Origin of the sequence: Micromonospora sp. RTGN7 (assembly GCF_033804645.1) — a bacterium.
Classification (GTDB): Bacteria; Actinomycetota; Actinomycetes; order Mycobacteriales; family Micromonosporaceae; genus Micromonospora.
Map to the genome: position 1 here is coordinate 212,387 of NZ_JAPZLF010000009.1, position 26,050 is coordinate 238,436.

General features: G+C 71.3%; 19 protein-coding genes. 14 read left to right on the forward strand and 5 right to left on the reverse strand.

Translation table 11 applies throughout. The features are described from left to right. Positions 1 to 44: 44 nt before the first annotated feature. Positions 45 to 236 carry a hypothetical protein gene (locus SNR22_RS16110; protein ID WP_320067379.1) on the reverse strand — a complete coding sequence of 64 codons (192 nt, stop codon included), beginning with the start codon at positions 234 to 236 and terminating at the stop codon, positions 45 to 47. Positions 237 to 423: 187 nt separating this feature from the next. Between SNR22_RS16110 and SNR22_RS16115 the strand changes: the two genes are divergently transcribed. Beyond that, positions 424 to 1,800, forward strand: a complete 1,377-nt coding sequence (locus SNR22_RS16115) for an ATP-binding protein (RefSeq protein WP_320067380.1) — start codon at positions 424 to 426, stop codon at positions 1,798 to 1,800. 668 nt (positions 1,801 to 2,468) lie between these two features. Then, positions 2,469 to 3,419 carry a threonine/serine dehydratase gene (locus SNR22_RS16120; protein WP_320067381.1) on the forward strand — a complete coding sequence of 317 codons (951 nt, stop codon included), beginning with the start codon at positions 2,469 to 2,471 and terminating at the stop codon, positions 3,417 to 3,419. 75 nt (positions 3,420 to 3,494) lie between these two features. Here SNR22_RS16120 and SNR22_RS16125 read toward each other — a convergent pair whose 3' ends face one another. Beyond that, positions 3,495 to 5,585 carry a S9 family peptidase gene (locus tag SNR22_RS16125; RefSeq protein ID WP_320067382.1) on the reverse strand — a complete coding sequence of 697 codons (2,091 nt, stop codon included), beginning with the start codon at positions 5,583 to 5,585 and terminating at the stop codon, positions 3,495 to 3,497. Positions 5,586 to 5,750: 165 nt separating this feature from the next. Between SNR22_RS16125 and SNR22_RS16130 the strand changes: the two genes are divergently transcribed. Beyond that, entirely contained in the window at positions 5,751 to 7,109 is a 1,359-nt protein-coding gene (locus SNR22_RS16130; protein WP_320067383.1) for an FAD-binding oxidoreductase, read from the forward strand. Positions 7,110 to 7,158: 49 nt separating this feature from the next. Here the strand turns inward: SNR22_RS16130 and SNR22_RS16135 are convergent, their stop codons facing one another. Continuing rightward, positions 7,159 to 9,249 carry a SpoIIE family protein phosphatase gene (locus tag SNR22_RS16135; RefSeq protein ID WP_320067384.1) on the reverse strand — a complete coding sequence of 697 codons (2,091 nt, stop codon included), beginning with the start codon at positions 9,247 to 9,249 and terminating at the stop codon, positions 7,159 to 7,161. Positions 9,250 to 9,523: 274 nt separating this feature from the next. Between SNR22_RS16135 and SNR22_RS16140 the strand changes: the two genes are divergently transcribed. After that, a complete protein-coding gene (locus SNR22_RS16140) occupies positions 9,524 to 13,891 on the forward strand; it encodes a HAMP domain-containing protein (RefSeq protein WP_320067385.1) in 4,368 nt (1,455 codons plus the stop codon). Further along, positions 13,888 to 14,442, forward strand: a complete 555-nt coding sequence (locus SNR22_RS16145; RefSeq protein ID WP_320067386.1) for a two-component system response regulator — start codon at positions 13,888 to 13,890, stop codon at positions 14,440 to 14,442. The genes SNR22_RS16140 and SNR22_RS16145 overlap by 4 nt, the downstream gene beginning before the upstream one ends. 85 nt (positions 14,443 to 14,527) lie before the next feature. Here the strand turns inward: SNR22_RS16145 and SNR22_RS16150 are convergent, their stop codons facing one another. Continuing rightward, positions 14,528 to 15,052, reverse strand: coding sequence for a helix-turn-helix domain-containing protein (locus tag SNR22_RS16150; RefSeq protein ID WP_320067387.1), 525 nt, complete (start codon positions 15,050 to 15,052; stop codon positions 14,528 to 14,530). Between the two features lie 62 nt (positions 15,053 to 15,114). On the opposite strand from SNR22_RS16150, the gene SNR22_RS16155 reads away from it, so the two are divergent. After that, the gene (locus tag SNR22_RS16155) at positions 15,115 to 16,032 is read left to right on the forward strand and encodes an ABC transporter ATP-binding protein (RefSeq protein WP_320067388.1); all 918 of its coding nucleotides are present in this window, start codon (positions 15,115 to 15,117) and stop codon (positions 16,030 to 16,032) included. Continuing rightward, complete coding sequence (locus SNR22_RS16160) at positions 16,029 to 17,612, forward strand: ABC transporter permease (protein WP_320067389.1); 1,584 nt, start codon at positions 16,029 to 16,031, stop codon at positions 17,610 to 17,612. Before SNR22_RS16155 ends, SNR22_RS16160 begins: the two co-directional genes overlap by 4 nt. 221 nt (positions 17,613 to 17,833) lie before the next feature. Here SNR22_RS16160 and SNR22_RS16165 read toward each other — a convergent pair whose 3' ends face one another. Continuing rightward, positions 17,834 to 18,169, reverse strand: coding sequence for an STAS domain-containing protein (locus SNR22_RS16165; RefSeq protein ID WP_320067390.1), 336 nt, complete (start codon positions 18,167 to 18,169; stop codon positions 17,834 to 17,836). A gap of 144 nt (positions 18,170 to 18,313) precedes the next feature. On the opposite strand from SNR22_RS16165, the gene hemL reads away from it, so the two are divergent. The 7 genes from hemL to SNR22_RS16200 all read left to right on the forward strand — a co-directional run bounded on the left by hemL (position 18,314) and on the right by SNR22_RS16200 (position 26,003). Next, positions 18,314 to 19,651 carry a glutamate-1-semialdehyde 2,1-aminomutase gene (gene hemL, locus SNR22_RS16170; RefSeq protein ID WP_320067391.1) on the forward strand — a complete coding sequence of 446 codons (1,338 nt, stop codon included), beginning with the start codon at positions 18,314 to 18,316 and terminating at the stop codon, positions 19,649 to 19,651. A 5-nt stretch (positions 19,652 to 19,656) separates the two neighbouring features. Then, entirely contained in the window at positions 19,657 to 20,304 is a 648-nt protein-coding gene (locus SNR22_RS16175) for a histidine phosphatase family protein (RefSeq protein ID WP_320067392.1), read from the forward strand. Continuing rightward, positions 20,304 to 20,879 carry a TlpA disulfide reductase family protein gene (locus tag SNR22_RS16180; protein WP_320067393.1) on the forward strand — a complete coding sequence of 192 codons (576 nt, stop codon included), beginning with the start codon at positions 20,304 to 20,306 and terminating at the stop codon, positions 20,877 to 20,879. The genes SNR22_RS16175 and SNR22_RS16180 overlap by 1 nt, the downstream gene beginning before the upstream one ends. After that, complete coding sequence (locus SNR22_RS16185) at positions 20,879 to 21,784, forward strand: cytochrome c biogenesis CcdA family protein (RefSeq protein WP_320067394.1); 906 nt, start codon at positions 20,879 to 20,881, stop codon at positions 21,782 to 21,784. The genes SNR22_RS16180 and SNR22_RS16185 overlap by 1 nt, the downstream gene beginning before the upstream one ends. Further along, positions 21,784 to 23,478 (forward strand): cytochrome c biogenesis protein ResB, encoded by a 1,695-nt coding sequence (locus SNR22_RS16190; RefSeq protein ID WP_320067395.1) that lies wholly within the window; start codon positions 21,784 to 21,786, stop codon positions 23,476 to 23,478. Before SNR22_RS16185 ends, SNR22_RS16190 begins: the two co-directional genes overlap by 1 nt. Beyond that, on the forward strand, positions 23,478 to 24,458 hold the full coding sequence (gene ccsB, locus SNR22_RS16195) for a c-type cytochrome biogenesis protein CcsB (RefSeq protein WP_320067396.1): 981 nt from the start codon (positions 23,478 to 23,480) through the stop codon (positions 24,456 to 24,458). Before SNR22_RS16190 ends, ccsB begins: the two co-directional genes overlap by 1 nt. 138 nt (positions 24,459 to 24,596) lie before the next feature. Then, positions 24,597 to 26,003 (forward strand): DUF1996 domain-containing protein, encoded by a 1,407-nt coding sequence (locus SNR22_RS16200; RefSeq protein WP_320067397.1) that lies wholly within the window; start codon positions 24,597 to 24,599, stop codon positions 26,001 to 26,003. The last annotated feature ends 47 nt before the right edge of the window (positions 26,004 to 26,050 follow it).

The window sequence follows — 26,050 nt, forward strand, 5'->3', positions numbered from 1 at the left end:
TGCTGTTCTGGGCCCGGCCAACAGTCATGGGCGGGTTCAGCCAGTCACACTCGACGTAGATTTTCCACGTCCCGCTCCCTCCGCTGCAGTTGGTCCAAGCAGCGGTATTCGCGGTGGTCGGGAACACACGTCGTGCCGTCCTGGGTCTGACTGATCGCCGCCTGCGCCGGCGCCGCTACCGCGAGAACCGTGCCGGCGATCAACGCCGCTCCCGCGATGGCTGATTGCAACTTCATGCTGCCTCCATTCCTTGGTCGAGTGAGGTAACTCTGTCACGGCTGTGTATAAGGGCTGCATATGGCGCGTATTTAGAAATCTCGCCGGGCCAATGTTCGTTTGAACGCAGAAATCGCACGCTTTGCAGTCGATGTGACCGGGGGGTCAGTCCGGTGCCCCGTTCGGTCAGGCGGTAGTCTCTCTCGCATGATGACGGACGACTTTGATGCGGCCGACTTTGGTCGGCAGTTCCGCGCATTCATGACCGCGGTCTCCCGGCTTGCCCCCCCTGAGGAGACCTCGGTGCTGCGTCAACGACTCGAATCGCACTTGGGGGGAAATCCAGACGGCCTTCCGGTGGTGACCGAATCATTCCCGGCGTTTGAACACCCCAATATTCAGTTGGCGTTGGACGCGTACCTCGACGCGCCGGGAACGACAGCGGACCTGCTGGGGATTAGCGGCGCCAACCGCGAACACCACGGTTTGGCGGACATCGTGAACGCCACTGGCCGTCATCAGCAGTTCGACGTGGGCGCTGTCGACTACGTATCGGTCCCGACAGGGGTCGACACCGAAATGACCTGCCTAGGTTTCGGACTGCTGTTAGTCGCCTCGTCGGGTCACCGCCTCGCCGTCCTCCTGCGTGTCGGCGCGCGCCGTACCGGTGTGTCGCAGGTGCAACTGGAGGTGCTCACCGCCGACGTGGCTGCGGCGAGGAAGTTCTTGGATGTCATCCGTGCTCTGGCGGTCGAGCGCAGCATCTTCCGTGGTCAGGTCCTCTCGTTCGAGCCACATGACTTCTCCGGCGGGCTGGGTCCACTTCGGTTTCACCACCGTCCGGACGTCGATGAGGCCGATGTGATACTGCCGTCCGGTGCGCTGGAAGTCCTGCACAGGCATGTGATTGGGCCGACTGAGCATCGGGCTCGCATTCAGGCCGCCGGGCACCGGCTCAGGCGAGGCATTGTCTTGTATGGTCCACCGGGCACCGGCAAGACGCATACGCTGCGACACCTGATCGGCAGGGCGCCGGCCGCAACCATCCTGATTGTTACCGGGTTCGCCGCGCAGTTCATCCGTGAAGCGTGCGCGCTGGCCCGGACCCTCGCGCCGGCCATCGTCGTAATCGAGGACGTGGACCTGGTCGCTCAAGGGCGCGAGCGATCAGCTACTACCTCGACCAACCCCTTCCTCGCTGAGGTTCTGAACCTGATGGACGGGATAGGGGGCGATGCGGACATTACCTTTTTGCTCACCACGAACCGGCTTGAAGCGGTCGAGGAAGCACTGGTGCATCGCCCGGGACGCGTGGACCTTCTGGTCGAGGTGCCGCCGCCGGACGAGGCGGGCAGAGCCCGCCTCTTGGCCCTCTACGGGAGATCACTGCTGCTGAGTGACGCCGATGTGGGCAGGATCGTCGCCGCAACCACTGGTGTCACCGCCTCCTTCTTCGCTGAGTTGGGTCGCCGGGCGGAACTATTGGCTGCTACAGCGGGAGACGTGAGGGCGGACGTCGGCCATGTCCTGCGAGCTCTCGACGAACTGAGAAGCAGCCGGGTAGCTCTCGGCGGGCGCCGGTAGGCGCTTCCATCATCACACGATGCCCATCGGTGGCATCGTCACTTCGTCGCCCCGAAGGATGGCGATATGCAGCTCCTGCGGAACCGGTGCACGTCGATGAACTCCTGGATATTCAAGCGATAGGATGCTTTCATCCCCGCGGCGTTTCCTGGCACGGTCAGGAGTGCCTCACCGAGCCGTGAATCGATACTCTTCAGGGCCCGTCGGATTATGGCGACGTAGCTCCGCACATTCGCGGCGGCAGACGGCAGCGGTTCATCCCAGAGCATTTCTATCATTGTGTCGAGAGAAATTGCTGCCGACTATCCAACATTAGGGTGACAGCGAGCGCGCGCGCCTTTCGAAGAAATTACTATAACGCATTCCGCCTTATCCGTAAGGCGAAGAGTGCCCAAGATGCCAAACATTACAATATCCCCGTGTGGCCTATGCAAGTAAATCAATCAGGTGTGCCGATGTCCACCCGCGTGCGGGGATGGCGGCGGAGCAGGGATTTCTGCGCGACTGGATATGCCCGAATAGCCCACCTTGGGGCATTTGCGGTCGTTGTGCTTGTTGCGTGAAGGGAGTGCTGGTCATCGACGCGTTATCGCGGTTACCCATGCCTGATGATCGAAGTTGTAACTGCGGCGACCGGACGGGCGGGTCGTCGGCGGCAGGATGACCCTATGGACCTCGTGACGCTCGACGACATCCGGGCCGCCGCCGCCGACATCGCCCCGACTGTCCTGCACACGCCGTTGCTCCGGGCCCCCTGGGACGACGCGCTGTGGCTGAAGCCGGAGAGCCTGCAACCGGTCGGCTCGTTCAAGCTGCGGGGCGCCACCCACGCGGTCGCCCGCCTCGACGAGGCCGGGCGGAGCCGGGGCGTGGTCACCCACTCGTCCGGCAACCACGGCCAGGCCCTCGCGTACGCGGCGCGGGCGGCCGGCGTGCCGTGCACGGTGGTGGTGCCGGCGGGCGCCCCGGCGGTGAAGATCGCCCGGATGCGGGCGTTCGGGGCGACGGTGCTGCTCGTCCCGCCCGCGCAGCGGTTGCCCGAGGCGCAACGGATCGTCGCCGAGACCGGGGCGACGCTGATCCCGCCCTTCGACGACCGGCGGGTCATCGCCGGCCAGGGCACCATCGGCACGGAGATCGTCGACGACCTGCCCGACGTGGACGTGGTGCTGGTGCCGGTCGGCGGGGGCGGCCTCGCCTCCGGGGTCGCCACGGCGCTGCGGGCGCTGCGCCCGTCGGCCGCCGTGATCGGCGTCGAGCCGGAACTCGCCGCCGACGCCCGGGAGTCGCTCGCCGCCGGCCGGGTGGTGCCCTGGGGCGTCGAGCTGACCTACCGCACCTGCGCGGACGGGCTGCGCACCGGGCTCTCCGAGCTGACCCTGGCCCACCTGCGGGACCGCCTCGACGGCATCGTCACGGTGACCGAGGAGGAGATCCGGGCGGCGGCGGGCCGGCTGATCAGGGACGCCCGGCTGGTGGTCGAGCCGAGCGGGGCGGTGGCGACGGCCGCCCGGCTGTTCCGCGCCGGGGAGCTGCCGGCCGGGCGTACCGTCGCGGTGGTGACCGGCGGCAACGTCGACCCGACGATTCTTGCCGACCTGATCACCACCGCCCCCTGAGCCTCCGTCTACCCACGGCTCCGGTGTTAGGAGGGTGCCCTTCCTATACCGAATGCGTTAACAAGGTGCCCTTCCTTACGCCTTCAGGCGGTCGAGGATCCAGGCGCTGACGAACGCCTCCTCGCGCCAGGAGTCGTACCGGCCGCTGGGGCCGCCGTGCCCGGCACCCATCTCGGTCTTGAGCAGGTAGTCGCCGTGCGGGGCGACCGCGCGCAGCCGGGCGATCCACTTCGCCGGCTCGTGGTAGAGCACCCGGGTGTCGTTGAGGCTGGTCACCGCGAGGATGGCCGGGTAGTCCACCGGGGCCACGTTCTCGTACGGGGTGTACGACTTCATGTACGCGTACACCTCGGGGTCTTCGAGGGGGTTTCCCCACTCCTCCCACTCGGTGACGGTCAGCGGCAGCGACGGGTCGAGGATCGAGGTCAGCGCGTCCACGAAGGGCACCTGCGCGACGACGCCGGTGAACGCGTCGGGGGCCAGGTTGGCCACCGCGCCCATCAGCAGGCCGCCGGCCGACGCGCCCCGGGCCACCAGCCGGTCCGCCGAGGTCCAGCCGGACGTGGCCAGGTGCCGGGCGCAGGACACGAAGTCGGTGAAGGTGTTCTTCTTGGCCAGCAGCTTGCCCTCGTCGTACCAGCGCCGGCCCAGCTCGCCGCCGCCCCGGATGTGCGCCACCGCGAAGATGACCCCCCGATCCAGCAGGGAGAGCCGGGGAATGGAGAACCACGGGTCCATGCTCGCCTCGTACGAGCCGTACCCGTAGATGACGCAGGGGGCGGAGCCGTCGCGGGGGGTGCCGGCCCGACAGACCAGCGAGATCGGCACCCGGGTGCCGTCGTCGGCGAGCGCCCAGTCCCGGTGCTGCTCGTAGTCGGCGGGGTCGTACTCCCGGCCGTCCGGGCCGGGGCGGACCGGCTTGCGCCGGCGCAGCGTCAGCTCCCGGGTGATCAGGTCGTAGTCGTACACCGAGCGGGGGCTGACCAGCGAGGCGTAGCTCAGCCGGACCTGCCGGGTGTGGTACTCCGGGTTGCTGTCCAGCTCGACGCTGTAGATCGGCTCCGGGAAGTCGATGTCGTGGCCGTCGCCGCCGCCGACCGGCAGCACCCGCAGCCCGGTCAGCCCGTTGCTGCGCAGCGAGACGACCAGGTGGTCGGCGAAGGCGTCCACCGACTCCAGTCGGGTGCCGGGGGTGTGCGGGATCAGCGGCACCCAGTCGCCCGGCGCGTCCGCCGAGGTGTACGCCAGCGCGAAGTCCTCGGCGTCGTCGTTGTGCAGGATCAGGAAGCGGTGCCCGTGGTGCTCGACGGCGTATTCCACGCCCTGCCGGCGAGGGGCGATGATCGCCGGCTCGCCGGTGGGGTTGCCGGCCGGGATCACCAGCACCTCACTGGTGATCTTGCTGTGGATGTCGATGAGGATGAACCTCTCCGACCGGGTGAGCTCCACGCCGACCCAGAAGCGCTCGTCGTCCTCCTGGTAGACCACGACGTCCTCGCTGGACGGGGTGCCGATCCGGTGCCGCCAGACCTGGTGGGGCCGCCAGGCGTCGTCCACCGTGACGTAGAAGAGCACCGAGGCGTCCGCCGACCAGGCCGTGCCGTAGAAGGTGTCCGGCACCTCGTCGGCCAGCACCTCGCCGGTGCCGAGGTCCTTGACCCGCAGGGTGAACCGCTCGTCGCCGCTGAAGTCCGTCGAGTACGCCAGCCAACGCCCGTCGGGGCTGACGTCGAACGCGCCGAGGGAGAAGAAGTCGTGCCCCTCCGCGAGCAGGTTCCCGTCGAGCAGCACCTCCTCGCCATCGAGGGGGGCGCCGTCGATGCTGACCGGTGGCTCGGTCTCGCCGTCGCGGACGGCCTGACGGCACTGCACGCCGTATTGCTGGCCCTCGACCGTGCGGGTGTAGTACCAGTGGCCGTCCTTGCGGGCCGGCACCGACAGGTCGGTCTCCTGGGTGCGGCGGCGGGTCTCCTCGAACAGGGTGCCGCGCAGTTCCTCCAGGTGCGCGGTGCGCGCCTCGGTGTACGCGTTCTCCGCCGTCAGGTGGGCGATCGTCTCCGGGTCGTCCTTGGCGGCCAGCCAGGCGTACTCGTCGACGACGGTGTCGCCGTGGTGGACGCGCTCGGCGGGGACCTGCTTGGCGACGGGCGGGATCTCGGTGGTCACGCCGGCCAGGTTACCGGCCGGAGGGCCGTCCCCGGGGACGCGTCACCGGCTGACCGGTGCCGCTGCGGCGCGGCGGGCCCCGCCGTCGGCGGGCGGAAAGCCAGGTCGGGCCGCTACCTCGACGGCGGGCAGTCGAATCGTTCGAACACCTGTACTATATCTGCCATGGCGACAGCAGCGCGGTCGACCGACCGATCCGGGGCAAGAGGCATCATCCGTCAACTCACCGAGATCTGCGGGCCGTCCTTCGCCCGGTCCGCGGGCGCGGCCGACGACGTCGCCGGGCGGCTGGCGCGGTGGGTGGCGGTGCCCGGCGATTCGTCCGCCGCCGCCGAGGTGCTCCGGCTGGCCGCCGCGAACGACCTGACTGTGGTGCCCCGCGGCGCCGGCACGAAGATCGACTGGGGCGCCGCTCCGGAGCAGGTCGACATCATGCTCGACACCGGCCGGCTGGCCGGCATCGGCCACCAGCCGGCGGGCGGCCCGGTGGTCGAGATCGGCGCGGGCACTCCACTGCGGGCGGCGCAGGCGGTGCTGGCACGCACCGGGCAGCGGCTCGCCCTCGACGCGCCGTCGCTCGGGGCCACCCTCGGCGGGGTGCTGGCCGCCGACGAGTCCGGGCCGCTGCGGCACCGGCACGGCGGTCCCGGCGAGCAACTGGTCGGGGTGCGCTACCTGAACGCCGACGGTGAGCTGACCAGTGCCGGTGGCGGCACGCCCGGCCTGGAGCTGGCCCGGCTGCTCTGCGGGTCCCAGGGTGGGCTCGGGGTGCTGGTCTCGGCCACCCTGCGGGTCCAGCCCGTGCCGGTGAGCCGGGTCTGGGTCACCCGCCCGGTGGGCAGCCCGGCGGAGGCGTACGACCTGGTCCGGGTGGTGCTCGCCGCCCCGGTCGACCCGGCCGCCGTCGAGCTGGACCTGCAGGCCCGGGCGAACCGGACGCGCCCACCGCGGCACCCCGACGATCCGGAGGCGGTCGCCCGTGCCCAACACCCCTCGATGTTCCGGCGCCCGCTGCCGACGGCCAGCGTGGGCGCCCTGACGATTCTGCTGGAGGGCGATCCCGCCGACGTCTCCGAGCGGGCGGACGGCCTGCTCGGCCTGCTCGGCGACGAGGCGACGGCCGACCGTTCGGCCCCGGCGTGGTGGGGGCACTACCCGTTCAGTCCCGGCGAGACCGCGCTACGCATCGAGGTGCCCGCCACCGACCTGCGCGCGGGCGCCTACGCACTGCGCGACGTGGCCGGCAGCCCGGTCCCCATCCGTGGCTCCGCCGGGCACGGCGTGCTGTACGCGGCCCTGCCGGGCTCGCTGCCCGCCGAGCGGGTGGCGTCGATCGTCACCGGGGTACGCAACACGCTGCTCGCCCGGCGCGGCCGGTGCGTGGTGGTCGCGGCGCCGCCGTCGGTGCGGCAGGCGGTCGACCTGTGGGGCGAGCTGACCTCGCTGTCCCAACTGCGGGCGGCGAAGGACTATCTCGACCCGCACCAGCGACTGGCCCCGGGCCGCCTCCCCGGCGGCCGCTGAACCGGGAGCCGCCGGCCGGCACGGGGTCGGAGGACAGGGTCTGCCGGGGTCAGCCGGCGTCGTTGCGGAGCACCAGGATGGCGATGTCGTCGCGGGGTGCCTCGACCGAGAAGCCGATCGCGGTGGAGCGCAACCGGGCGGCCACCACGTCGGCGGAATACCCGGCCAGCGGCGCGGCGGACTCCCGCAACCGCTCGGTGCCGAACAGTTCCCGGCCCCGGCGACGCTCGGTCACCCCGTCGGTGTAGAAGATCAGCGAGTCGCCGGGGGCGAGCCGGACCTGCGCCGTCGGTGAACTGATCGAGTCGAGCAGGCCGAGGGCGGTGCCACCCGTGCCGACGAAGGCGGCCCCGTCGCCCGCCCGCAGCAGCACGGGCTGGTCGTGGCCGGCCAGGTGCAGGGCCACGTCGAGGTAGTTGTCGTCGTCGAGCCCGACTGCCGCCAGCGCCAGCGTGCAGTAGCGCCCACCGCCCCGCTCGACCAGCGTCTCGTTGAGCCGGCGCAGCACCTCCGGCAGCGGCTTGCCGTCGCTGACCAGCACCCGGATCACGTCCCGGACCAGCCCGGTGACCGCCGCCGCCTCGACCCCCTTGCCGGAGACGTCGCCGATCACCACCAGCCAGCGGCCGTCGGGCAGCGGGAGCACGTCGTAGAAGTCGCCGCCGACCTCCGCTTCGTCGCCGGTCGGCACGTACTCGGCGGCGAAGCCGATGCCGTCGACCACCGGCAGCACCGGCGGCAGCAGCGACCGCTGGAGGGTCTGCGCCACCCGACGCCGCTCGGCGTGGATGCGGGCGTTCTCGATGGCCAGGGCGGCCCGGCGGGCCACGTCCTCCAGCACGGCGATCTCGTCCGCGTCGTGCCGGTGGCGCTGGTGGCGACCGACCGCCAGGGTGCCGAGCCGCTGGCCGCGAGCGACCAGCGGGACGGCGAAGCCCTCCATCGGCCCGCCGAGCGGCACCTGCGAACCGGTCCGCGACGCCTCGCGCAGCCGCGCCTGCACCGAGTCCGGCCCCGTCTCCCGGAGCACCTTGTCCAGCTGCGGCAGCACCGACTCGTCGGCGTGGGTGGCCGCCGCGAGCCGTAGCCGCCCCCACTCGTCGGCGGTGTGCACGGCGCACCACTGGCCGAGGCGGGGGACCACCAGCTGCGGGATCAGCGCCATGGTCAGCTCGACGTCCAGGGACTGGGCCAGCAGTTCGCTCGCCTCGGCCAGGAAGGTCAGCCAGGACTGCCGGCGTCGGTCGGCCCGGCGCAGCCGGTCGTTCTCCAGGTGCAACGAGAGCCGCTCGGCGGTCAGCACCGCGAGCGGTCGGGCGTACGTCGAGGGGGCTGCGTCCAACTCCAGCTCCCCGGCGTACGGCCGGTGCACCGCCAGTGGCACCCGGAGCAGCTCGTTGCCGGCGCGCGGTGCGCGGCCGTAGCGGGCCAGCACCTGGGTGCCCTGCCCGTCGCCCCGGTCCAGCCGAACCAGGCCACCGGCGGCGCCGACCATCTCGGCCAACCGGGTGAGCAGTTCGCCGGCGAAGTCCGGCAACGGGTCCTCGGCGTACTGGTCGGGAGTGGTCTGGATCAGCTCGCTCATCGCCCCGGCGCTCGGCCCCGGGTGCTCGGCGGCGGTGCCCCCGCCGGCGTGCGCCACGGTGGTGCCCCAGGCGGTGCCGGCCTGCGGCCCGGCGTTTCCCGGCTGTTCGGTGGCGTCGGGCCGGTCCAGCCGGAACCACACCCCCTTGCCGGTGGGCAGGTACGTGGTGCCCCACCGGCTGGAGAAGTGATCCACCAGCAGCAGGCCCCGGCCCCGGACGGAGACCTCGTTGATCTCGGAGCTGTCGTTGCGGACGCCGACGGTCAGCTCGTCGACCGACCCGGCGGCGAAGTCGGAGACCGTGACGGTGAGCCCGACGTCGTCGGCGATGACCTCGATGTCCAGTTCGGTGCGGGCGTGCTCCACGGCGTTCGTGCTCAGCTCGGTGGTCAGCAGCAGGGCCTCGTTCAGCAGGTCGTCGAGGCGTGCGGCGGCCAGCACGGACCGGACGAGGGCGCGCGCGGCGGCCGGCGTCCGCTGGTCGGCGGGTAGCCGTACGCGCCGGACGCGTTCGTCCGGACCGTCGAAGATCGCCGGCCCCGCCTCCGCTGACACCTCCGTATCCTGCATTGCGGCAGGCCGTAAGCCAAGCCGACCAGGTGCGGCGTCCGCCATGGTCCCCCGGCCGGGGGAGTGCCGCCGCCGCCGGAGTCGGCGCAGGCCGCCCGGCCGGCGTCGGATTCCCAGGGCCGTGAGCAGGGTCTACGTACGGTGACCGGTTGGCGTGGCGGGCGGGCGCGCGGCGCGGCATCGACGCCGGTCCGGGCACAATGATGGGATGGCTGGTGTGCCGGGCAGGTCCCGGCGGCCCCGAACTGAGCGAGGAATGATGACCACGGCGAAACAGTCGCTAGCCGCGGACCCGTCCGCGCCGGACCAGGCCGCCCTGCTCGGCGAGCTGGTGGAGGCGCTGCGCCGGGTGCGCGGCGGTGACCTGAAGGTCCGGCTGCCCCGCCGTGCGGGAGCGGCCGGCGAGGTGGCGGACGCGTTCAACGACGTGGTGGCGGTCCAGGAGCGCCAGCACCTCGACCTGCGCCGGATCAGCAGGGTCGTCGGCCGGGACGGCCGGCTCACCGAGCGTCTCGACGAGGAGGGGTTGGAGGGCTCCTGGGCGGAGGGCCAGCGGGCCGTCAACTCGTTGATCGACGATCTCGGCCGCCCAACGACCGAGATCGCCCGGGTGATTGTGGCCGTCGCGGACGGCGACCTCTCCCAGCAGATGGCGCTGGAGATCGACGGCCGCCCGCTGCGCGGCGAGTACCTGCGCATCGGCCGCACGGTCAACACCATGGTCGACCAGCTCTCGTCCTTCTCCAACGAGGTGACCCGGGTGGCCCGGGAGGTGGGCACCGAGGGCAAGCTCGGCGGCCAGGCCGATGTGCGCGGGGTCGCCGGCACCTGGAAGGACCTCACCGACTCGGTGAACACCATGGCGTCGAACCTGACGCACCAGGTGCGGTCGATCTCCGAGGTGGCCACGGCGGTCTCCCGGGGTGACCTGTCGCAGAAGATCACCGTGTCGGCGAAGGGTGAGGTCGCCGAGCTGGCCGACACCATGAACTCGCTCACCGACACGCTGCGGCTCTTCGCCGAGCAGGTGACCCGGGTGGCCCGGGAGGTGGGCACCGAGGGCAAGCTCGGCGGCCAGGCGGAGGTGCCGAATGTCGCGGGCACCTGGAAGGACCTCACCGACAGCGTCAACTCGATGGCATCGAACCTGACCGCGCAGGTCCGCAACATCGCCCAGGTCTCCACGGCCGTCGCCCGGGGCGACCTGTCGCAGAAGATCACCGTCGCCGCGCAGGGCGAGATCCTGGAGTTGAAGGACACCGTCAACACGATGGTGGACCAGCTCAGCTCGTTCGCCGACGAGGTGACCCGGGTGGCCCGGGAGGTGGGCATCGAGGGCAAGTTGGGCGGTCAGGCGCAGGTGCGCGGGGTCTCCGGCACCTGGCGGGACCTCACGGAGAACGTCAACCAGCTCGCCGGCAACCTCACCAGCCAGGTCCGCAACATCTCCCAGGTCTCCACCGCCGTCGCCAAGGGCGACCTGAGCCAGAAGATCACCGTGGACGCCCAGGGCGAGATCCTGGAGCTGAAGAACACCGTCAACACGATGGTGGACCAGCTCAGTTCGTTCGCCGACGAGGTGACGCGGGTGGCCCGGGAGGTGGGCACGGAGGGCAAGCTGGGCGGCCAGGCGCAGGTCAAGGGCGTCAGCGGTACGTGGCGGGACCTGACGGACAACGTGAACTCGATGGCGTCGAACCTGACGTCGCAGGTGCGCAACATCGCGTCGGTGACCACGGCGGTGGCGAAGGGCGACCTGTCGCAGAAGATCACCGTGGATGCCCGGGGCGAGATCCTGGAGTTGAAGTCGACGGTGAACACGATGGTGGACCAGCTCAGTTCGTTCGCCGACGAGGTGACGCGGGTGGCCCGGGAGGTGGGCACGGAGGGCAAGCTGGGCGGCCAGGCGCAGGTGCGCGGGGTCGCCGGCACCTGGCGGGACCTGACGGACAACGTGAACTCGATGGCGTCGAACCTGACCGCGCAGGTCCGCAACATCGCCCAGGTCTCCACCGCCGTCGCGAAGGGCGACCTGAGCCAGAAGATCACCGTGGATGCCCGGGGCGAGATCCTGGAGTTGAAGTCGACGGTGAACACGATGGTGGACCAGCTCAGTTCGTTTGCCGACGAGGTGACGCGGGTGGCCCGGGAGGTGGGCACGGAGGGCAAGCTGGGCGGCCAGGCGCAGGTCAAGGGCGTCAGCGGTACGTGGCGGGACCTGACGGACAACGTGAACTCGATGGCGTCGAACCTGACGTCGCAGGTGCGCAACATCGCGTCGGTGACCACGGCGGTGGCGAAGGGCGACCTGTCGCAGAAGATCACCGTGGACGCGCAGGGCGAGATCCTGGAGTTGAAGTCGACGGTCAACACGATGGTGGACCAGCTCAGTTCGTTCGCCGACGAGGTGACCCGGGTGGCCCGGGAGGTGGGCATCGAGGGCAAGCTGGGCGGGCAGGCGCAGGTCAAGGGCGTCTCCGGGACCTGGCGGGACCTCACCGAGAACGTCAACCAGCTCGCCTCCACCCTCACCACCCAGTTGCGGGCCATCGCCCAGGTGTCGACCTCGGTGACCCGGGGCGACCTGACCCAGCGGATCGCGGTCGAGGCCCAGGGCGAGGTCGCCGAGCTGAAGGACAACATCAACCAGATGATCGTCACCCTCCGGGAGACGACGAAGAAGAACGCCGAGCAGGGCTGGTTGGACTCCAACCTGGCCCGGATCGGTGGCCTGCTCCAGGGGCAGCGGGACCTGGGTGAGGTCTGCCGGATGATCATGATGGAGGTGACCCCGCTCGTCGACGCGCAGCTCGGCGCGTTCTTCCTGGCGGACACCTCCGACGGCAGCATGCGGCTGCGCCTGACCGCCTCGTACGGCTATGTGGCCCGGGGGCACGACGTCACGTTCGGCCCCGGTGAGGGGCTGGTCGGGCAGGCCGCGCTCTCCCGCCGGACGATCCGGGTGAGCGCCTCCCCGGACAGCCGGATCACCCTGCGCTCCGGGCTGGCCGACACTCCACCCGCCGACCTGGTGGTGCTCCCCGTGCTCTTCGAGGGCGAACTGCTCGGCGTGATCGAGTTCGCCAGCGTGGCCGCCTTCTCGGGGTTGCACCTGTCGTTCCTGGATCGGCTGGTGCTCACCATCGGCGTCGCGGTCAACACGATCCAGGCCAACCGGCGCACCGAGGAACTGCTGGCCCAGTCGCAGCGGCTCGCCCACGAGCTCCAGGAACAGTCGGCCGAGTTGCAGCGCACCAACGCCGAGCTGGAGGACAAGGCCCAGCTGCTCTCCGACCAGAAGGCGAACATCGAGACCCAGAACCGGGAGATCGAGCTGGCCCGGCTCGGCCTGGAGGACAAGGCGCAGCAGCTCACCCGGGCCTCGGCGTACAAGTCGGAGTTCCTGGCCAACATGAGCCACGAGCTGCGTACGCCGCTGAACTCGCTGCTGCTGCTGGCCCGGCTGCTCGCGGAGAATTCGGAGCGCAACCTCAGTCCGAAGCAGATCGAGTTCGCCCGGACCATCCACGACTCCGGTTCGGACCTGCTGCGCCTGATCGACGAAATCCTCGACCTGTCCAAGATCGAGGCTGGCCGGATGGACGTCGAGCCGACCGAGGTCGGGTTCGTCGAGATCCGCGGGTACGTCGAGCAGGCGTTCGCCCCGCAGGCCGAGGAGAAGGGCCTCGACTTCCAGGTCCGGGTGGCCGAGGAGTTGCCCCCGGCGCTGGTCACCGATGCCCAGCGGTTGCAGCAGATCCTGCGCAACCTGTTGTCCAACGCGGTGAAGTTCACCGACAGCGGGACGGTGACGCTGCGGATCGCCCCGGCGTCCGAGCACGTCGTCTTCGACGTGCCGGCGCTGATCAACGCCCGGCAGGTGATCGCCTTCACGGTCGTCGACACCGGCATCGGCATCTCGGACGACAAGCTGTCGCTGATCTTCGAGGCGTTCCAGCAGGCGGACGGGACGACCAGCCGCCGGTACGGCGGCACCGGGCTGGGGCTGTCGATCAGCCGGGACCTGGCCCGCCTGCTCGGCGGCTCCATCATCGTCAGCTCGGTGCCCGGGGAGGGCTCGGCCTTCACCTTGTACGTACCGGACGTGCTGGCCCCGGACTCGGTGGTCGCGCCGGCGCCGCCGTCGCCGGCCCGGGCCGGCCTGCCCTCGTCGCTGCTGTTGCCTGCGCCGCAGCTGCCGCAGTCGGTAGAGACGCCGGCCACCCGCCAGCTGGCGGGTGTCACCGTGCTGATCATCGACGACGACGTGCGGAACGTCTTCGCCCTGACCAGCGCATTGGAGTTGCACGGTATGACCGTGTTGTACTCGGACAACGGTGCGGACGGTGTCCGCCGGCTGGCCGAGCATCCGGAGGTGGACCTCGTGCTGATGGACGCGATGATGCCCGACCAGGACGGCTACGAGACCACCCGGCAGATTCGCCGCAACCACCGCTTCGCCGACCTTCCGATCGTCTTCCTGACCGCGAAGGCGATGCCGGGGGACCGCGAGTCCGCGCTCGCGGCGGGGGGTAGCGACTACATCACCAAGCCAGTTGACCTGGACCAGCTCATCGAGTTGATGGCATCCTGGGTGAGCGGCAGCCAAGGCGAGGAGAGAGCGTGACTCAGACGGCCAAGGCGCTGTTGGTTGACGACCGGCGGGAAAATCTGATGGCCCTGGAGGCCATCCTCCAGGGTCTGCCGGTGCAGTCGGTTGCCGTGGAGAGCGGCGAGGCGGCCCTGAAGCAGTTGTTGGTGGACGACTTCGCGGTGATCCTGCTGGACGCGCAGATGCCGGACATGGACGGCTTCGAGACCGCCAGCCACATCAAGCGGCGGGAACGGACCCGGCACGTGCCGATCATCTTCCTCACTGCCGCCGACAAGGACGCCCAGCTCGCCCTGCGCGGTTACGCGGTCGGTGCGGTCGACTATCTGACCAAGCCCTTCGATCCGTGGGTGTTGCGGGCCAAGGTGTCGGTCTTCGTCGAGCTGTGGGTCAAGACCCGGCAGCTCGCCGCCCAGTCGGACCTGGTCCGGGAGCGCGAGACGCAGTGGCGCACGCTCACCGACGCCGTTGACGAGGCCACCACCCTGCTCCGGGCCGACGGCCCGGAGGCCCGAAGCCGAGCCGTTGACCTGCTGGAGCAGGCCCGCTGGGGCAGCACCCGCTGAGCCGGGGCGGCCGGCCCGCCGGGGCCTAGAGGTCCATGAACGACTCGGCGTACGCGAACGCGCCCTGGATGTTCAACGGCCGGCCCTACCCGCCGTGGCCCGTGGCGGCACGGCGGGCCCGCCAGCGTTCGCCGAGCGAGTCGATCTCTTCCTGGACGAAGACGAAGAACTCGCGCATCTCCGCGACCCGCTCGCCGGCCGGGGTGCTCCCACCGGCGAGGGCGTCGACCCCTCCGTCCGCGATGTCGATGAAGTTCTTGTAGAGGCCGGTCTTCGTGATCGTCCCCTCGTACCAGGGGTTGTCCGGCAGCCCGTAGCGGTCCCGGCGGGAGCCCTTCACCGGCTCGCGGACCAGCATCCCGAACTGGGTCAGGTAGCGGACCGCGCCGGAGACCGCCGCCGCGCTGACCTCGAGCCGCTCGCCGATCTCGGCGGCGGTCAGCGCATCGTCCGCGCTCATCACCGTGAACAGCACCCGGGCGGCCATCCGGGGGAAGCCGACCTCGGCGAAGGCCATGGCCATCCGCTCGACGAAGAGGTGGACCGCCTCGTCGTTGCGGCGGGGCGGGTCGGCGGTGATCATCCGGCTCTCCTCGGCGTCGTCGGGCATCTGATCGTGCCTCAGCTTCCACAGTCTTCACAACTTTGTGAAACGACTGTAGCTTCTGAAGTATGGAAACTCCGATTACGGTGACCGGCCTGGTGAAGACCTTCGGCCGGACCCGGGCGCTCGACGGGCTGGAGCTGACCGTCCGCGCTGGTGAGGTACACGGCTTCCTGGGACCCAACGGCGCGGGCAAGTCCACCGCCATCCGGGTGCTGCTCGGCCTACTGCGGGCGGACGCGGGGTCCGTCCGCCTGCTCGGCGGCGACCCCTGGCGGGACGCTGTCGCCCTGCACCGCCGCCTGGCGTACGTCCCGGGCGACGTGACCCTCTGGCCCAACCTCACCGGAGGCGAGGTGATCGACCTGCTCGGCCGGATGCGCGGCGGCATCGACCGTGCCCGCCGCGACGAGCTGCTGGCCGCCTTCGAGCTGGACCCGCGCAAGAAGGGCCGGGCCTACTCGAAGGGCAACCGGCAGAAGGTCGGCCTGGTCGCGGCCCTCGCCTCCGACGCCGAGCTGCTGATCCTCGACGAGCCCACCTCCGGCCTCGACCCGCTGATGGAGGAGGTCTTCCAGCACTGGGTGGTCCGGGCCCGCGCCGACGGCCGCACCGTCCTGCTCTCCAGCCACATCCTCGGCGAGGTCGAGGCGCTCTGCGACCGGGTGACGATCATCCGCAACGGCCGCGCCGTGGAGACCGGCACGCTGGCCGAGCTGCGCCACCTCCAGCGCACGGCCGTCGACGCCGAGTTGTCCGGGCCGCCGCACGGGCTGGCCGAGCTGGCCGGCGTGCACAACCTGCGGTCCGACGGCGACCGGGTCCGCTTCGACGTGGAAGCCCCGGCGCTCGACGCCGCGCTGCGCCGGCTCACCGAGCTCGGCGTACGGAGCCTGGTCAGTCGGCCGCCCACGCTGGAGGAGCTGTTCCTGCGGCACTACGGCTCGGCGGCCTCCACCGGCTCTCCCGCCGAGGTGACCCGGTGACCGGCACCCGGCACCTGGTCCGGCTGATCCTGCGCCGGGACCGGGTGCTGCTGCCGCTCTGGGTGCTGCTGATCGCGATCCTGCCCGCCAGCTACGCCACCACGTACGCCGAGCTGTACCCGACCGCCGCCCAGCGCGCCGAGTACGCGGCCGGCACCGCCGGCAACCCGTCGATCGTGGCGCTGCTCGGCCCCGCATACGGCGACAGCGTCGGCGCGCTCGCCGCCCAGCGGTCCGGGCTGCTGCACCTGATCGTCGGCCTGATCAGTCTGCTCGTCGTCGTCCGGCACACCCGCGCCGAGGAGGAGGCGGGCCGGCGGGAACTGCTCGGCGCCACCGTCCTCGGCCGGTACGCCGGACTCGCCGCCGCGCTGCTCGTCACGTACGCCGCCGATCTGCTGCTCGGGCTGCTCGTGGCCGGCGGGCTGGTCGCCGCCGGCCTGCCGGCGGCCGGGTCCCTGGCGTTCGGGCTCTCGGTCGCCCTCGCCGGGGGGGTCTTCGCCACCGTGGGAGCCCTCGCCGCCCAGCTCACCGAGAGCGCGGGCGGCGCCCGAGGGCTGGGCATCGGTGCGCTCGCGGTGGCGTACCTGATCCGGCTCGCCGGGGACGCGGGCGGGACGGAGTGGCTGAGCTGGCTCTCCCCGCTGGGTTGGGCCCAGCGCACCCACCCGTACGCCGGCGAGCGCTGGTGGCCGCTGCTGCTGCTCGCCGGGGGGAGCGCGTTGGTCGGCGCGTTGGCGTTCCGGCTCTCGGCGCGGCGGGACCTCGGGGCCGGCGTACTGCCGCCGCAGCTCGGACCGGCCGGCGCCGGCCCCGCCCTGGGCGGCCCGTGGGGGCTGGCCTGGCGGCTGAACCGGGTAGCGCTGCTCGGCTGGACGGTTGGCGCGGCAGCCCTCGGCGCGGTGCTCGGCGGTGCCGCCGAGGCGGCCGGGGACGCGGTGGACGGCAACGAGACGGTGGCTCGGATGATGGAACGGCTCGGCGGCTCGACGGGGATCGCCGAGGCGTACCTCGGGACGACCCTGAGCATCGTCGCGCTCGCCGCCGCCGGCTACGGCATCCAGGCCGCGCTGCGGATGCGGGCCGAGGAGACGGCCCAGCGGGCCGAGCCGGTGCTCGCCACCGGGGTGAGCCGGTCCCGCTGGCTCCTCAGCCACCTGTCCTTCGCCCTGCTCGGCCCGGCGGTGATGCTGGGCGTGACCGGCCTGGTGACCGGGCTCGCCTACGGCCTCAGCATCTCCGACATCGCCGGCGCGACGCCGCGGCTGACCGGGGCGGCGCTGGCCCACGTGCCGGCGGTCTGGGTGCTGGTCGGCCTGGCGGTGCTGTTGTTCGGCCTGGCGCCCCGGATCAACGCGGGGGCGGCGTGGTCGGCGCTCGCCGCCTGCCTGCTGCTCGGCCAACTCGGCGCGGTGCTGGAGCTGAGCCAGTGGCTGCTCGACCTGTCCCCGTTCACCCACACCCCGCAGGTGCTGGGCGGTCCGGTCCCCGTCACCGGGCTGCTGGCACTGACCGCCACGGCCGCCGCCCTGGCCACTCTCGGTCTACTCGCCTTCCGCCACCGCGACCTCCCCACCTAACCCCACCCCCACCCTCCCGACCCCACCCCACTCCCACTCCCACCGATCCCCACCCCCACCCCCACCGGCCCGTGCCCCGCCGGTCTCGGCTGCGTTGATCATGAAGTTATTGCCGACATTTCGGGCACGAATCGACAATAACTTCATGATCACCGGGCCGAGCGGGGCCGGGTGGGGCCGGGCGGGGCCGGGTGGGGTGGGGCGGGCGGGGTGGGGGTGGGTCAGTCGGTGGGGGCGCCGTTGCGGATCATCAGGGCCGAGCGGAGGCCGGTGATGTCCAGGACGCGGAGCAGGAAGTCGCCGACGTTCGTCAGGACGAGCAGGCTCTGCGCGCGGCTGGCCTTGCGGCTGAGCACGACCAGGGTGCCCAGCCCCTGCGAGTCGCAGAAGGTGACGCCGCCCAGGTCGAGGACGATCCGCGAGGGCGGATCGGTGAGCACCTCGTTGACGACTGTCGAGAGTTGGGTGGCCGTGAGCATGTCGATCTCACCGGCGAGGCGAAGTACGACTTCATCACCCGTCCGGTGTACCGTGATGGACAGTTCGGCACGATCCACCCGGTCAGCCTAGCGTGAACCGGGCCCCACGGCCCGTTGAGGCGGCCGCCGCGCCGTCCGGCCGGTTCGCTCCGGGTGAGCCCGGTAACCCTGGCCAGGGGTGGCTGCCGATTCGCCGTCGGGCGCTGACACAATGGCCCCATCGTGACCGACAATTCTTCCGCCGGATTCGGCCGCTACCCTGCCGACGCGCCGGCCTCCGAAGCCCTGTTCGCCCGTGCCCGCGCCATCGTGCCGGGCGGGGTGAACTCCCCCGTGCGCGCGTTCCACGCCGTCGGCGGCACCCCGCGCTTCATGGTCCGGGGGGAGGGGCCCTGGCTCTACGACGCGGACGACCGGCGCTACGTCGACCTGGTCTGTTCCTGGGGCCCGCTGCTCCTCGGGCACGCCCACCCGGAGGTGGTCGCCGCCGTCCAGGCCGCCGCCGCCCGGGGCACCAGCTTCGGCACCCCGACGCCCGGCGAGGTGGAGTTGGCCGCCGAGATCGTCGACCGCACCCCGGTCGAGCAGGTCCGGCTGGTCAACTCGGGCACCGAGGCCACCATGTCGGCGATCCGGCTGGCCCGGGGCTTCACCGGCCGCTCGAAGATCATCAAGTTCGCCGGCTGCTACCACGGGCACGTCGACGCCCTGCTTGCCGCCGCCGGCTCCGGCGTGGCCACCCTCGGCCTGCCCGACTCGCCCGGCGTCACGGGAGCGGCGGCCGGCGAGACCATCGTGCTGCCATACAACGACGTCGCCGCCGTGGAGGAGGCGTTCGCCGCCGAGGGGCCGCACATCGCTGCGATCATCACCGAGGCGGCGGCCGGCAACATGGGCGTGGTTGCCCCCCGCGACGGGTTCAACTCCCAGCTCGCCCGGATCGCCCACGCGCACGGTGCCCTGCTGATCGTCGACGAGGTGATGACCGGGTTCCGGGTCTCCCGCTCCGGGTGGCACGGCCTCGACCCCTCCGACGCCGACCTGTGGACGTACGGGAAGGTCATGGGGGGTGGGCTGCCGGCCGCGGCGTTCGGCGGGCGCGCGGACATCATGGCGCGGCTCGCCCCGGCCGGCCCGGTCTACCAGGCCGGCACCCTCTCCGGTAACCCCCTCGCGTGCGCCGCCGGCCTGACCACGCTGCGGCTGGCCGACGACGAGGTATACCGCCGGCTCGACTCCACCGCCGCCGTCGTGGGCAAGCTCGCCTCCGACGCGCTGGCCGCCGCCGGGGTTCCGCACCGGCTGTCGTACGCGGGCAGCATGTTCTCCGTCTTCTTCACCGACGCCGACGTGGTCGACTACGACAGCGCGCGCACCCAGCAGGTCACGGGGTTCAAGGCGTTCTTCCACTCGATGCTGGCCGACGGGGTCTACCTGCCGCCGAGCGCGTTCGAGTCGTGGTTCGTCTCGGCGGCGATCGACGACGCCGCCTTGGAGCAGATCGCCGCCGCCCTGCCGACGGCGGCGAACGCGGCGGCAGCGGCGGGTCACGGGAGGTAACAGCGGTGAGCAAGACAGTGGTTCACGTGCTGCGGCACGGGGAGGTGCACAACCCGGCCCAGATCCTCTACGGCCGGCTGCCCGGCTTCCGCCTGTCGGAGTTGGGCGTGCAGATGGCCAAGGCGGCGGCCCAGGGGCTCGCCGACCGCGACGTGGTGCACGTGGTGGCCAGCCCGCTCGAACGAGCCCAGCAGACCGCCGAGCCGATCGCCGAGCAGTTCGGCCTTCCGATCGGGGCGGACGAACGGCTGATCGAGAGCGCCAACTGGTTCGAGGGCAAGAAGGTCTCCCCAGGCGACGGGTCGTTCCGCGACCCGCGCAACTGGTGGGTGCTGCGTGACCCGGTCACCCCGTCCTGGGGTGAGGCGTACCAGGCCATCGCCGAGCGGATGTTCGCCGCCCTGAACGCCGCCCGGGTCGCGGCCGAGGGGCGCGAGGCCGTGCTGGTCTCCCACCAGCTCCCCATCTGGACGCTGCGCCGGCACGTCGAGCGCAAGCGGCTCTGGCACGACCCGCGCAAGCGGCAGTGCGGCCTGGCCAGCCTGACCTCGTTCCACTTCGACGGCGCCAAGGTGGTCGGGATCGGCTACAACGAGCCGGCCGCCCACCTGATCGCCACCTCGCCGACCGCCCGGACGGCCAAGGGGGCCTGATGCCAGCCCGGAGGTGGATCGTGGGGCTCCTCGCGGCCGTGACGACGACGGCGGCGCTGGCCGGCTGTTCCTCCGGCAGCCAGGAGGAGCGCTGCGCGAACACCGACGGCGTCATCGAGTGCGCCCCCGACCAGCGGTCCGCCGCCCCGAAGCTGGCCGGCGAGCTGCTCACCGGCGGCAGCTACGACGTGACGAACGACCGCGGCCAAGTGGTCGTGGTCAACTTCTGGGGATCCTGGTGCGCCCCCTGCCGGGCCGAGGCGGACGACCTGGAGGCCACCTACCAGGCCACCAAGGCGTCCGGGGTGACCTTCCTCGGCATCAACGTGCAGGACAACCGGGACAAAGCGATCGCGTTCGAGGAGGGCCGGGTAACCTACCCGAGCATCTTCGACCCGCCGAGCCGGCTCGCGCTCGGTTTCGACATCTCGCCCACCACCATCCCGGCCACCGTCGTGCTGGACCGTGACGGGAAGGTCGCGGTGGTGATCCGCTCCGCGGTCACGCAGGAACGCCTGCGGCCCGTCGTCGAGCGGATCGCGGCCGAGCAGCCCGCCCCCGAGGGCTCCCGCTGATGGGCGAGACCTTCCACGACCTGGCCCAGAGCGGCCCACTGCTGCTGGCCATCGGCGCGGCGGCGCTCGCCGGCCTGGTCAGCTTCCTCTCCCCGTGCGTCCTGCCGCTGGTCCCCGGCTACCTGTCGTACGTCACCGGCCTGGCCGGCGCCGACCTGGAGGGCCACTCCGAAAGGAAGGGCACCCCGTTAACGCCTCCGGTAGCGGAGGGGCCCCGGGTTAACGCCCCAGGCCCGGGGGAGGCCACTGCCGAAGCGGGCGCGACCGCAGGCGGCGGCGTCGCCGTACGACAGGCGGCCGGGGAACGGAGCCGGACGGCGGCGGCGGTCAAGGGGCGGGTGCTCGCCGGGACGTTGCTCTTCATCGCCGGCTTCACCGCTGTCTTCACCGCGACCGCGATCCTCTTCGCCGGCGTGGGCCGGGTCCTCATCCAGTACGAGCGGGCGCTGGAGATCGGCGCCGGCGCGCTGATCATCGTGCTCGGGCTCGCCTTCGTCGGGGTGATCCCCGGCTTGCAACGGGAGTTCCGGATCAACCGGCTGCCCGCCGCCGGCCTGCTCGGGGCCCCGGTCTTCGGCGCGGTCTTCGCGCTGAGCTGGATGCCCTGCACCGGCCCCACGCTCGCGGCAGTGCTCGGGATGGCCGCCCCCGGCGGGCAGACCGACCGGGCCGTGGTGCTCGCCGTGGCGTACTGCCTCGGGCTGGGGATACCGTTCGTCGTCTTCGGGCTGAGCTTCCACCGCCTGCTCGGGGTGTTCCGCGCCGTGCGGCGCAACAGCCGCTGGGTGACCCGGGTCGGCGGCGCGCTGCTGGTGCTGATCGGCCTCGCGCTGGTCACCGGCGGGTGGACGAACTTCGTGATCTGGTTGCAGACGACGGTCGGCGTGGGCGAGGTGAGCATCTGATGACGGTTGTCGAGGACCGGCCGGCACCCCCGGCCAAGGCACCCCGCCGCCGGTCCAACCGGCTCCTGGCGCTGCTGCGCAACTCGTGGCGGCAGCTCACCAGCATGCGTACGGCGCTGATCCTGCTCTTCCTGCTCGCCGTCGCGGCGATTCCCGGCTCGGTGCTGCCGCAGCGCGGGGTGAACATCGAGAAGGTCAACGAGTACTTCGTCGAGCATCCGGAGCTGGCCCCACAGCTCGACCGGCTCGGCGCGTTCGAGGTGTTCGGGTCGGTCTGGTTCTCCGCGATCTACCTGCTGCTCTTCACCTCGCTGATCGGCTGCATCATCCCCCGGCTGCGCGACCACCTCCGCGCGTTGCGGATGAAGCCGCCGGCCGCGCCGAAGCGCCTGGACCGGCTGCCCCAGCACGTCGCGCTGCCGGGCGTCGCCACCGACGTCGAGGCCGTCGCCGCCGAGCTGCGCCGCCGCCGCTGGCGGGTGGTGGTACGCGGCACCGAGGTCTCCGCCGAGAAGGGATACCTCAAGGAGACCGGCAATCTGCTGTTCCACACCTCCCTGATCGTCGTGCTGCTCGGGGTCGCCCTCGGCTCCTGGTACGGCTGGCACGGCAACAAGCTGCTGGTGGCCGGCGCGGAGAACCAGTTCTGCAACACCCGCCAGCAGTACGCCGAGGCCGAACTCGGCCCCCGGGTGGACAGCGCCGACCTGCCGCCGTTCTGCCTGACCCTGACCGACTTCGACGCGCGGTTCCTGGAGTCGGGGCAGCCGGAGTTCTACCGCGCCACGGTCGACGTGGAGGAGTCCGGCGGGGCCACCCGCAGCGAGTCCTTCTCGGTCAACTCGCCGCTGCGCCTCGGCGACGCCAACGTCTACCTGCTCAGCCACGGGTACGCGCCGATCCTGCGTTACACCGACCGGTACGGCAAGACCCAGACCAGCGACCTCCCGTTCCTGACCTCGGGGGACGCCACCCTCACCAGTGAGGGCCTGGCCGCGTTCCCGGACGTCAACGTCGACCCGAAGACCGGCAAGAGGGACTCGAACCTTCAGGTCGCCTTCGAGGGGCTCTACCTGCCCACCGCCCCGCAGCAGGGCCCGTTCAACCGGTCGGAGTTCCCGACCGAGGGCAACCCGGCGGTGGTGCTCGTGGCGTACCGGGGGAACCTGGGTATGGACGCCGGCATCCCCGGCTCGGTGTACCAGCTCGACCAGCGCCAGGTCACCAACGGCAAGCTCAAGCAGATCGGCGACAAGAAGCTCGCGGTCGGCGAGAAGTGGACGCTTGACGACGGCAGCGTGCTGGAGTTCGTCGGCACGAAGCCGTACATCACCATCTCGGTGCGGTACGACCCCGGCTCGGCGGTGCTGCTCGGCAGCTCGGCGGTGCTGCTGGTCGGCCTGATGGGCTCGCTGTTCGGGCGGCGCCGCCGGGTCTGGTTCCGGGTGACGCCGGGCGCCGGGACCCCGGCGCCGGGTGCCGCGACGCCGCCCGGCGACCCGGCCAGTGGATCTCCGACGGGCGGTAGTAGCTTGGTGGAGGCCGGTGGCCTGCCGCGCACCGACTATCCAGGGTTCGCCGACGAGTTCGCGCAGCTCGTCGCCGCGGTCAGCGGCGGCGGGAGGCCGGGCGGTCCGGCCGGTGCGGGGCGCGACGAAGGCGGCCCGGCCGGGACGCGAGAAGGAGCCGAGTGATGTCCGCACTCTCCGACCAGTTGGTCACGTTCGCGATCCTGGCGTACCTGGTCGCGATGATCTGCCACGCCGTCGAGTACGCCCTGGGCAACGCCCGGGCCGTCGCACCGGCCGCGCCCGCGCGCGAGCTGGTCGGCGCGGGGGTCGGCGCAGCCGGCGGTACGACCGGGGAGTCCGACGCCCCGGCCGCCGCGCCGGCCCAGGTCGACCGCTCCACGGGCGGTGCCCGGCTGGCCGGCCGCCTCGCGGTCGTGCTCACCGTGCTCGCCGCCGCGCTGCACCTCGCGGCCACGGTCACCCGCGGCATCGCCGCCGACCGGATGCCCTGGGGCAACATGTACGAGTTCGTGCTGACGATCTCGTTCATCGGGACGGCGGCCTGGCTCGGCGTGCTCTGGAAGCGCCCGTCGCTGCGCGGTCTCGGGCTCTTCCTCACCCTGGTCATGGTGCTGCTGCTGGCGTTCGCCGAGCTGAAGCTGTACGTCGAGGTGGTGCCGCTGATGCCGGCGCTCAGGTCGTACTGGTTCATCGTGCACGTGTCGACGATCAGCTTCTCGTCCGGCATCTTCCTGCTCAGCGCGGTGCCGGCGATCGCGTTCCTCCTGCGCAACGGGTACGAGCGGGGCCGACGCAGCTTCCCGTACACCCTGGCGAAGCGGCTGCCGGTGGCGGCCGGCCTGGAACGGCTGACCTTCACCCTGCACGCCTTCGCGTTCCCGGTCTTCACCTTCGCGGTGATCGCCGGCGCGATCTGGGCGGAGGCGGCGTGGGGGCGGCCGTGGGGCTGGGACCCGAAGGAGACCTGGGCGTTCATCTCCTGGGTGGTGTACGCGGGCTACCTGCACGCCCGGGCCACCCCGAGCGTCCGGCGGAACGTGGCCACCTGGCTCGCCATCCTCGGCTGCCTCACCATGCTGATGAACCTCTTCGGCGTGAACTTCTTCTTCACCGGCCTGCACTCGTACGCCGGGGTGGAGTGACCCGGCCCTTGTGAGCGGCCGGTCGGCTCGCCCAGATCCCTCAATCCATTGACATGTTTCGACATTCGGCCCACAGTGGGGCTCTGAGAGAGCGCTCTTTCGCGAGGTCGTAACGTAAACGACATCAAGGAGGAACCCATGCAGCGGTTGGCCCCCCGCCCCGGCCATCGATTGCGACTGAGAACCGTGATGGTCGGCGTCGCTCTTACCGCACTGGCCGGCACGGTCCTCACCACTCAGGCGCTGAGCAGCGCCGACGCTGCTGAGATCCCGCTGTCACAGGGGCGGCCGGCGACGGCGTCGTCGACCGAGAACGGTGGCACGCCCGCCTCCGCAGCCGTCGACGGTGACCTGGGCACCCGCTGGTCGAGCGCGTTCAGCGACCCGCAGTGGCTCCAGGTCGACCTGGGTGCCACGGCCACCATCACCCGCGTGGTCATCAACTGGGAGAGCGCCTACGCGACCAACTTCAACGTCCAGACGTCCGCCAACGGCTCGACGTGGACGACGATCAACACCACCGCCAACGGCACCGGCAACGTCCAGACGCTCACCGTCAGCGGCTCCGGGCGGTACGTGCGGTTGAACACCACCAAGCGCGCCACCCAGTACGGCACGTCACTGTGGGAGTTCCAGGTCTTCGGCACCGGGGGCGGCCCAGCCTCCCCCAGCCCCACCGGCCCGGCCGGCGCGGGCTGGCTCAAGATGGACCAGGCGAAGTGGAACACCCAACTCGCCGAGTTCAACGCCATGACCATCAACCCGGTGCCCGCCGGCATCGTGCGGGTCCCAGAGTTCAACGCCACGTGCACCTACAGCCACTCGAAGAAGGACGACCCGATCGTCTTCCCGGGCCTACCGGGCGCGTCGCACATGCACAGCTTCTTCGGCAACCGCAGCACCGACGCGAACACCACCACCGAGTCCCTGTTCGCCAACACCGCGACGAGCTGTGGGCCCACCCAGGACAAGTCCGCCTACTGGGTGCCCACCCTGTACGAGCACGGCGTCGCCCTCGAACCGAGTGGCACCTTCGTCGTGTACTACGGTTCGCGCCTTGCCGACCCGACCAAGACCGTCCCGTTCCCGCAGGGGTTCCGGATGATCGCCGGTGACGCCAAGAAGCAGGTGCCGACCCCCGCGGGAGCGGCCAACCAGTTCTGGTGCGCCGGCGCCGGTGGCGAGATCGGTCGCAGCGCCGACGGCAACTGGCCGCGCTGTGCGCCGACCGCCAACCTGAACTACCAGCTCGTGTTCCAGGACTGCTGGGACGGCGTCCACCTGGACAGCCCGGACCACAAGTCGCACGTCGCCTACTCCACCAACGGCACGTGCAGCGGCGCGTTCCCGGTCGCCATCCCGAACATCTCCTTCGTCTTCGCCTACCCCACCAGCGGCAGCGCCGACGGCTTCACGCTGGCCTCGGGGATGGCCTCGTCGATGCACGGCGACTCGTTCTTCGCCTGGGACAACGCGGCACTCGGCCACCGGGTCAAGGACTGCATCGTCCAGAAGGCCAAGTGCAACACGGCCGGCACATTCTGAACGGACGTCCAGCCGGAACGGAACGTTGAAGGGGGCCCTGGCCGGTA

What these genes read in the sequence shown, in the direction of transcription:
- SNR22_RS16150 (WP_320067387.1), bottom strand. Translation starts at nt 15,052, where the DNA reads ATGCCCGACGACGCCGAGGAGAGCCGGATGATCACCGCCGACCCGCCC.
- SNR22_RS16115 (WP_320067380.1), top strand. Translation starts at nt 424, where the DNA reads ATGATGACGGACGACTTTGATGCGGCCGACTTTGGTCGGCAGTTCCGC.
- SNR22_RS16140 (WP_320067385.1), top strand. Translation starts at nt 9,524, where the DNA reads ATGACCACGGCGAAACAGTCGCTAGCCGCGGACCCGTCCGCGCCGGAC.
- SNR22_RS16180 (WP_320067393.1), top strand. Translation starts at nt 20,304, where the DNA reads ATGCCAGCCCGGAGGTGGATCGTGGGGCTCCTCGCGGCCGTGACGACG.
- SNR22_RS16185 (WP_320067394.1), top strand. Translation starts at nt 20,879, where the DNA reads ATGGGCGAGACCTTCCACGACCTGGCCCAGAGCGGCCCACTGCTGCTG.
- ccsB (WP_320067396.1), top strand. Translation starts at nt 23,478, where the DNA reads ATGTCCGCACTCTCCGACCAGTTGGTCACGTTCGCGATCCTGGCGTAC.
- SNR22_RS16190 (WP_320067395.1), top strand. Translation starts at nt 21,784, where the DNA reads ATGACGGTTGTCGAGGACCGGCCGGCACCCCCGGCCAAGGCACCCCGC.
- SNR22_RS16155 (WP_320067388.1), top strand. Translation starts at nt 15,115, where the DNA reads ATGGAAACTCCGATTACGGTGACCGGCCTGGTGAAGACCTTCGGCCGG.
- SNR22_RS16110 (WP_320067379.1), bottom strand. Translation starts at nt 236, where the DNA reads ATGAAGTTGCAATCAGCCATCGCGGGAGCGGCGTTGATCGCCGGCACG.
- SNR22_RS16130 (WP_320067383.1), top strand. Translation starts at nt 5,751, where the DNA reads ATGGCGACAGCAGCGCGGTCGACCGACCGATCCGGGGCAAGAGGCATC.
- SNR22_RS16120 (WP_320067381.1), top strand. Translation starts at nt 2,469, where the DNA reads ATGGACCTCGTGACGCTCGACGACATCCGGGCCGCCGCCGCCGACATC.
- SNR22_RS16200 (WP_320067397.1), top strand. Translation starts at nt 24,597, where the DNA reads ATGCAGCGGTTGGCCCCCCGCCCCGGCCATCGATTGCGACTGAGAACC.